We start from the raw sequence: 8,353 nt of genomic DNA, 5'->3' as shown, positions 1-8,353 counted from the left end.
CAATACAGTCATTTTATCATTCATTATCGACATAACCGCCACTAACAAAGGGAAAGGCCAATTATGAAAAATTCATGATAACTTTTATGACTATAATATTTATAGTCGAGGTATTGATGATTGCCCATTATTTTTCCGCAGTTAAATATCAGATAGGAATGGCAACCGATATCTCAAATATCCTTGGGGCAGTATATTCTATGTTTGATAAACTAAGTATGACCATTGTTTTGTCATTTATGCTAGTTGAAACTTTTCTTTCAATCTTTTTAAAAGAAGGCTTTCAATGTAAAAATAAAAAGAAATCATTAACTGTTCGAGCGGAATATTATATTCTAATATAAGAAACTCCCTTGCATTGAATACATCATTTATTTTTTGTACTACCTTTTCGCCATTACAATCTAAATTAAAAAATGTCTTGTATAAATTATGTAAATCTTTCGCGTTTACTGATTCAATTGCAAACACTCTATCTCTATTCTGAATAACATAGGGTAAGTTATGAGTTAAAAACAAGTTAAAGGATAAGATTAATTAGCTATTCCTATCTTTTTAGAGATATTTACTCAAAAATTCCAAACCCACTTATTTGATATCAATATTTTCTGTATTACATATAATTGACAATAATATTAGAATAAAAGATACTAATATTATGGATAGAATATCCATCAAAAAAGGATCCATAAATGATTATTAATTTTACTGTAGAAAATTTTCTTTCTTTTAAAGAACCCCAAACTTTAAGTTTGGTTGCAGAACCACCCTATGATAATAATAAAGATAATTTATTTGATACTCCTATAGAAGGAATTAAGCTTTTAAAAGCAGTTATTATTTATGGAGCTAATGCATCAGGAAAGTCTAATTTTATTACAGCCCTCGCTCACTTGAGAAGTTTGGTCTTAGAGTCATTGAAATTTACTCCTGATGATAATTTATGGGATCTCTCATCTCCTCAGTTTGCATTAAATTCTGAAAGTCGGCATTCTCCATCACGTTATGAAATTAACTTTTTTTGTAATAATATTCGATATAACTATTCTATTTCATTTTATAAAGACAGAATATTTAATGAACATCTCTCTTATTTTCCAAAACGGTACGAAAAGCTTATATTTGATAGATTTTTAGATACTCAGGACCAGTATATCTTTAATTTTGGTACTGATTTGAAGCCATTAAGGATCTTTAACGATATAGCAAGAAAAACAGCTAAAAATGTACTTTTTTTATCAAAAGCAGTTCAAGAAAATACCCACTTTTTAGAACCTATTTATAATTGGTTTGCGAAAGGCTTATCTGAAGAACCTGAAATGATAGATTTAGCCAGGATGTGTTGCAATGATAATTCTTATAAAAAAAATATATTAGATTTTATTCGCTCTCAAGATATTAATATTGTTGACTTAAGCATTGATGAAAAAAAAATGGAATCAGTTCTTTTTGATGATAATAATATTCCTGAAGAGATAAAAAAGAAATTACTTGATAATTTAAAAGACCAATTTACTTATAAAATATCTACCTACCATAAAGATAATAATGATGACTTAATTGAGTTTCCGATAAAATTTGAATCAAGAGGAACTATTAAGCTACTCGAGCTTTCACCAATTATGATGACAGATTCAATCTATGAGTCAAAAGCTTTTTATATTGATGAACTAGGTTCTGCTTTACATCCACTATTAGTGAAAAACTTTGTAAGTAGTTTTCAAAAAACAAACAATCAGCTTATTGCTGCAACACATGATACTCATTTAATTGACTCTGAATATTTAAGAAAAGACCAAATTTATTTTATTGAGAAAAATTCAGAACAAGCATCTGTTTTATATTCTTTATCAGACTTCCGTCCAAGAAATGATAGAGAAAATTGGGAGCTACGCTATTTAAGCGGAAGATATGGCGCTACACCATTTTTCAAAGATTAAAGCTGGGAGTCTTTAATGGGAAGTGAAGATTTAAAAAAGAAAAAAATAATTGAAAATAAGAAAAACCGGGCCAATAGAAAAGATATAAGACGAAATATTAATCATAGACGTTTAATAATACCCAAAATTTTGATATTGACAGAAGGTGTTTCGGAGAAGATTTATTTTGATGGATTAAAAAATAAGCTTTCTTTATCGACACTATCAGTAATAAAAAGTGAATATACTGATAGTGTTGGAATCATTAAAAATGCTATAACAATCGCAGAAGAATCAATTCAAAAGCTTGAGCCATTTGATTACATATTCTGCATATTTGATCTAGATACGGTTAAAGATAAGAATTTTATTAATGAAGTCACAAATTATGAGAATCAAAATCCTAAACAACCTAAAGTAAAAATTTTTCCAATTTATACTTATCCGTGTTTTGAAATATGGTTCATTTTGCATTTTTGCTTATGCACTAAGCCATTCACTTCTAAGGGTAAGAAATCTATAGGGGATACGGCAAAGTCTTATTTGAAAAAACATGCTAATGAATATAACGAAACAAATAAAAAATGTATAGAAAAATTTATTGATAATTATAAAGAAGCACTAAATAATTCGATGAAACTAATTGAATGGCAAAAGGATAACGAGTCAATTAATCCAATATGTACTATACATAAATTAGTCAAATTATTAGAAAATATTAATCAAAGAAATCATGAGGGATACATTTTTACTAAGGACCATGAAGAAAAATTCATAGAGCTATATATTTAAACATATCAACGGTTATCGATACAGCATAGATAGATAAATTAATATATTTTGCTAGCACAAACTGGGGCTAGCTGTTACCGGTTTTCTATGATCAACTGTTCAAAATTAATACCAAATTGAAAACCTAGATTCGTTTTAACTTTTAAATTTTAACTAAAATCAGTAAGAATAATTTTTCAAATATTAAATACCTCCTCTAACTAAAAATAGAAATTAACACAAAAAATAAAAATTTTATTTATTATGAGTTTTAACAAATTTAATAAGGGAAATAGGTTATTTACATTAATTCCCCCAAATCCTTCCAAAACACCAAAGCGTTTGATAGTAAATGTCATACGTTATTTTATCACGTTATTAATGCAATATTATTCAAATAAAACTTTTATGCTAAGATAATTGGTATCGGTACAAGTTCATGTCAAACTTGACAATTATTTAATTAAAATCATCTAAAACATTTCATGCTATATAAACTAGTACCATAAGAAATATCTGTAGAAAAATAAGAAATGAATTTATATATTATGTGAATGATAGGGAATTAGATGTCGCAAATACTTTATCGATTTCTGATAATACTTAAAGGGCTAAACTAACTTAATTATGGTGTTCAAAATGTCAGTAAAGCCCATTGACTTATTATCTATTAGAACAGAAAAAGTTTTATTTAATCAACAATAACCCGTCCATGTAATGGCTGAATTGGGCGATTATTATCATGGTGCATGATCGAGTGGAATTTTTCGATTTGTTCTGCTGAAGCTTGGGATTGTTGTTGTAACACGATCCATCTTACCCCTTCTGTACATGGAGGAGTTGTTAACGATCCGCTAAAACGGTAATAACTCAATTCTTTGGGGAATAACGCCTTAATATCAACGGCGTTTGCTAAAATGGTGCTTTTTCCTGATTCTGTCGGCATTTGTTGCCATGCTTTTGCTAATTCTGAATTAGCCTCACCTTTATTAAACATTAATGCGATTACGGCCAATTCATTATCTTTGTTTTTATAAACAAAGTGTGCTGCCATTGGGAAATATTTGCCTTTAATGGTGTTTTCACTCGGTGTATGGAAATGAAATTGTTGTAATGTGAATATTTCATCGTCTATTTCTAATTGGTTATTTCCGGAAACATCGATCTCAATAGTATGGCCGTTGTTAATAATATTTTGCTGACCGTCTTCAAAAGTAAGTTTAAGCTTGCTATGTTCTGTTTTTAATACATGATCAATATTGATTGGCGATTGATTTTTACCATTTTCACAAGTTGAATATTCCGGTGAAAGTTTTCCCCAGTTTTCTGGTTTTTCCTGCCCTTCATACCCCCAATGTGGGTGATGTTCTGCTGCGGCGCAAGATAAGCTTGCTAGCATAAACATTGCGATAATTGCGTTACGTTTCATGTTTGCCTTCAATGAGAATTAAATTTCAGTGTATAAATTTTATACCTCATTTATAAAGATGTCTCAATAAAATATATTTTTTTGCCTCGAAATCTAAATAAAAAGCCTTGAACATACTTCTTGTATTATTCCCGCTAATTTTCAATAAATTAAGTGAGATTGATAGTGCAGATATTCTTATTTTATTTCATCAAAATGAGCAAGTCTTATCAAAATATCAAAATTGTAGATGAAAATAATACTGGAAAAATGTATGGCTAAACCCAAAAGGTAAATAGTTTTAGCTTGATGCATGTATTTATGAAGTAAAGATTCAATTAAAAATGAAATACCGAGTTAATAATCACCCTAGCTCTCCTATTAAGGATGAAACCACCGATCATTTTATTGTAATAGTGAGAATGAGGAATGATTCAGCTAGAAAATATTTATTATTTTATGATAATGCTATTGGAAATAAAAACGTAGGTGCCTTCAATGAAAATAAATTGTATTTTATATGCAAAAAATATAAAGTTGAAGGTGTAGCTAATAAAAGAAATACTTATTTTTCACCAACCGGATATAAAAAAATATATAGTATCCCAAATAAGAAAATCTAAAAGAAAATGAAAATAATAGCTCTCTGTTTACTTGTTCCCTTTATCGCTAATTGCAGCAAAGGAAATGTGTCTAACGCCATTAAAAAAAATATAGAATCAGAAGAAGTAAACTTCATTCTTAGTAATTCCCTCACCCTAATAAATGGTGAAAAAATCTCATTATCAAATATATATGCTATACCTAACAATATAGATTCTATACAAGTGGATAATGTGCAATTTGAAGCAACATTATCTGATTATTGTGGGAAAGGAAACTATATATATGATGAAGAAAAAATGGATGGTTTTTTACCTAAAAAACTCAAATTTATCCTTTATTATCAATATAAAAAAAATAATACAGAACCCACCGCATTTAACTTTAAACAAGATAATGCAAATCTTTACTTAACCGTTACTAACCATGAAATAATTACAAAATATTGTAGTAAAACAAATATACGAACACGAAATAACGCATTTTTATTAAAGGTTTATTCAAACGGAGCTAGATATAATTTACTGGCTATTAATGATGTAAAAACTATTGAATAAATATTAAAACAAAAGAATAATGAGGTGAAAAATTTATTTGGCAAGTATAACCGATAATTGAAAAAAAAGATTAAAACCAATGAAATATATTTTAACAATATTAAGCTTTTTAGTTATAGGATGTGTAAATAGTAACATTCAAGGTATTTATTCATTATCTAATAACAGAGTTTGTCACGAACCATTGAAAATAGAATTAACAAATAGTGAAGCTAATAATCTAAAAAAGTTTTCAATAAACTTTATAGAAGAAAAAAGCAGCGCAGAAGAATTCAGTCATATGAAAAAAATTTATGACCCTATGATTGAAAAAAATGATAAAAGATTCATAAAAAAAGAAGAATATCTAAATGTAAATAATAAAATTTATACAAATATTTTAAATGATAACGAACTCATGAAAATTTATAACTATTATGGCTATTGGAAGCCCTTGAATAGCGATATTATTACAGTTTCATATTATGAGGATAGCGAAGTTAAAATTCAGGATAACAATAATAATACAATTACTTTACAAGCAATACCTTATATAAATAAGGCCCAAACGCATTTTACTACCTTTTACATAGATTATGAACAATCAAAATCCATTATAGATTTATATGAGATTGAAAATAATCATATCAAGCATATTTCTTGTTTCGAAACAGAAAAATGGATTATTTGGGATTTGGCTTGGAATGACAATATTTTATACATAAAAGTAACTGATACTATTTGGAACGAAAAAGGTTTTTATAGCACTGATTATAAATATAAAAAATTAATTATTGAAAAAATCAACTAACTTCCTGATAAAAATTAGAATGCAAATTTGTGGATAAACAAATTGATGAATTGAATTAAAGGTTGTGTAGTAAACAAACGATTATTATGCTTATCACTCTCATAATTATGAACGGTAGTAAGTAAACTGATATAAATGAGTAAATTAAAACGAATAATCATTCAAAACTAATCATTATAATGGCGTTAGTTTTTTTGAAATTTAATAACAAGAGTCCGATAACAAAAGATATGTAACTAGAGTGTTTTTTATGATGATATCCCTAAATAATAAATTGATTATCACTACTCTATTAAGCCTTTTTTTATTCAGCTGTAACCCCAATAAACAAGGAAATATGAAATGGATAGCCAAATACGATTTTAATCAATTATACCAATTAACCGACCAAGCAACTGTCTTAGATCCGATGTCTGCTTTTCGTTTTGAAGATTTTATAGCCCCTAATGAAAACACCATTATCTTAATCGGAAGTAAAGATCTTAACGATTTAGATTCAAGCCAAATAGGAGATCAAGCAGTAATACTTATATCGAAAGATCGGGGCAAAAGTTATCAAGAGTTAACGCTTCCTGAACAAGATATGAGATGGATTTATCCCAGCAATGATTATTCATTAATAAAAGCTCAAAGTAGATTACCAGACAACAGTAAAAAAAATTCCATGTATCTTTTAGATAACAACAGCTTAAAAATCGTTAAAATAGATGAATATGATTCTGAAGCTGATATCTCCTATTATAATTTTAATGGAAAATATGCCGTGTATTCCCATAACAAGGCATTAAAACTGGTTAATTTATTGAATCGAGAGGAACACTATCCTTTACCCTACGAATTAAACAACCGTTCTTTTTGGGTTACTGCTGATGATACATTACTTATTCTCGATGCCAAACAACTCATTCGCTACGACCCGAAAAATAATACAAAAACGGTCATACAGCAATTACACAATGATTATGATGTGCTGACTTATAAGGATGGTGAATATTTTTTTACTAAATTCAATGAAAATAAGTCTAAAGGTGGAGGTTCTTATTATAATAATAAAGAAGAGCTTTTATATACTTTCGAAAAAGGGGATAGAAGTAGATATTATCGCTATAAAAATTTTGCATGCGATTATAAACTTACTTCAGCCCTTTATCCTATTTTCCGATATTCGTATGATTATGGTAAAACATGGTATGAAAAAGAGTTTAAGGGCTTTTTTATTGCCTCTAGACCTGTCGGATTTTATAAGGATAAGTTTATCATGTTAGATGCCACATTTTATGATAAAAATGAGAGTGATGACGGAGGAGGAAGGTTATTAATCGGTGAGTTTGAAAAATAGGACGATGTTAAACACGCTTAGTATAATATAATTATTTTTGATTTAATTTATCTATTAATCATACAAATTTTATTGGTATCATGAGCAATTAATGAAATTTAAAAGTCCCCAATGGTTTAGAAGAAGAAAGAAGTTTACAGAAATATTAAAAGGTATAATAAAATATAATGAGTGTATTAATAAAAAATAAAGGAATCTTTTTTATTCTAATAATGATATTAACTTTTTCTTGTCAAGGACAAGTTAAAAATGTTTATAGTAAACAAAAGATTCAAGATGAGAGCGAAGCTGATATTATTAAAAATAATATTTTTCATATTCAATTTGATAATGCAGGGGAACTCCATAAAAATTTAGTATCGGATCAACCGCATGATCATTTTATAATTCAAATAGAACAAGGAAATATAAAATTTAAAGAAAACTATAAATTATTAATTAGTAACTATGGTGATAGAAATGATCTAACATTTACTTTGACAAAAGTAAGTAAAAAAGAATATACCTTAGAAATTATACAAGAAACCAGACATTTAACGGTTGATAAATTCATCTTTGAAAAGGATAAAAACAACTTATTAGAATTAATATCCATGGAACAAATCCAATCAGGAAATACTATTCAAATCTGTAAATATAGTATGTCAAGAAAGAAAGGAAATGAAATTAATTTAATCATAAATTCAATTGATGATCCTAAATGTTTCAACGTCAAAAATAAATAATATTAAAAGTTAGATACATAAACAAAAAATAAGTCTACAACCCAAAATGGAAAAAAGAGCAACCTAGCCGGACAATAAACAATCATAACCCAATCAACCCGACAACAAGGTATTACAACCTCAAACCGATTCCTATTCAGCCAACCCCAATCAAATTGTCTATGATGTGTTACATCAATTTGATTTTGACATTATTGATTTATAAACAAATAGAGATGTATAGATATGAGATAAAGTGGAA

Annotated in this window: 9 protein-coding genes; 8 read left to right on the top strand and 1 reads right to left on the bottom strand. The window is 27.8% G+C overall.

Annotation, left to right across the window (positions count from 1 at the left end):
- The first annotated feature begins 86 nt into the window (after positions 1-86).
- The 3 genes from A9G07_RS10825 (at position 87) to A9G07_RS10815 (ending at position 2,711) form a co-directional block, all read left to right on the top strand.
- Entirely contained in the window at positions 87-344 is a 258-nt protein-coding gene (locus A9G07_RS10825) for a hypothetical protein (protein ID WP_141677514.1), read from the top strand.
- Between the two features lie 348 nt (positions 345-692).
- Positions 693-1,940, top strand: a complete 1,248-nt coding sequence (locus A9G07_RS10820) for an AAA family ATPase (RefSeq protein ID WP_065735144.1) — start codon at positions 693-695, stop codon at positions 1,938-1,940.
- Between the two features lie 15 nt (positions 1,941-1,955).
- Entirely contained in the window at positions 1,956-2,711 is a 756-nt protein-coding gene (locus A9G07_RS10815) for an RloB family protein (RefSeq protein WP_065735143.1), read from the top strand.
- A 670-nt stretch (positions 2,712-3,381) separates the two neighbouring features.
- On the opposite strand, the gene A9G07_RS10810 is transcribed toward A9G07_RS10815, so the two are convergent.
- Positions 3,382-4,119 carry a carbonic anhydrase gene (locus A9G07_RS10810; RefSeq protein WP_065735142.1) on the bottom strand — a complete coding sequence of 246 codons (738 nt, stop codon included), beginning with the start codon at positions 4,117-4,119 and terminating at the stop codon, positions 3,382-3,384.
- A 323-nt stretch (positions 4,120-4,442) separates the two neighbouring features.
- Between A9G07_RS10810 and A9G07_RS10805 the strand changes: the two genes are divergently transcribed.
- The 5 genes from A9G07_RS10805 to A9G07_RS10785 all read left to right on the top strand — a co-directional run bounded on the left by A9G07_RS10805 (position 4,443) and on the right by A9G07_RS10785 (position 8,112).
- Positions 4,443-4,721, top strand: coding sequence for a hypothetical protein (locus A9G07_RS10805; RefSeq protein WP_065735141.1), 279 nt, complete (start codon positions 4,443-4,445; stop codon positions 4,719-4,721).
- Between the two features lie 6 nt (positions 4,722-4,727).
- A complete protein-coding gene (locus A9G07_RS10800) occupies positions 4,728-5,258 on the top strand; it encodes a hypothetical protein (RefSeq protein ID WP_065735140.1) in 531 nt (176 codons plus the stop codon).
- 79 nt (positions 5,259-5,337) lie between these two features.
- Complete coding sequence (locus tag A9G07_RS10795) at positions 5,338-6,048, top strand: hypothetical protein (RefSeq protein ID WP_065735139.1); 711 nt, start codon at positions 5,338-5,340, stop codon at positions 6,046-6,048.
- 337 nt (positions 6,049-6,385) lie between these two features.
- A complete protein-coding gene (locus A9G07_RS10790; RefSeq protein ID WP_065735138.1) occupies positions 6,386-7,387 on the top strand; it encodes a hypothetical protein in 1,002 nt (333 codons plus the stop codon).
- Between the two features lie 167 nt (positions 7,388-7,554).
- Complete coding sequence (locus A9G07_RS10785; protein WP_065735137.1) at positions 7,555-8,112, top strand: hypothetical protein; 558 nt, start codon at positions 7,555-7,557, stop codon at positions 8,110-8,112.
- Positions 8,113-8,353: the final 241 nt, after the last annotated feature.

Source organism: Gilliamella sp. wkB72 (assembly GCF_001693745.1).
Classification (GTDB): Bacteria; Pseudomonadota; Gammaproteobacteria; order Enterobacterales; family Orbaceae; genus Gilliamella; species Gilliamella apicola_E.
The sequence above is the reverse complement of the archived record's forward strand: the minus strand, read 5'-3'. Positions and strand labels throughout refer to the sequence as shown.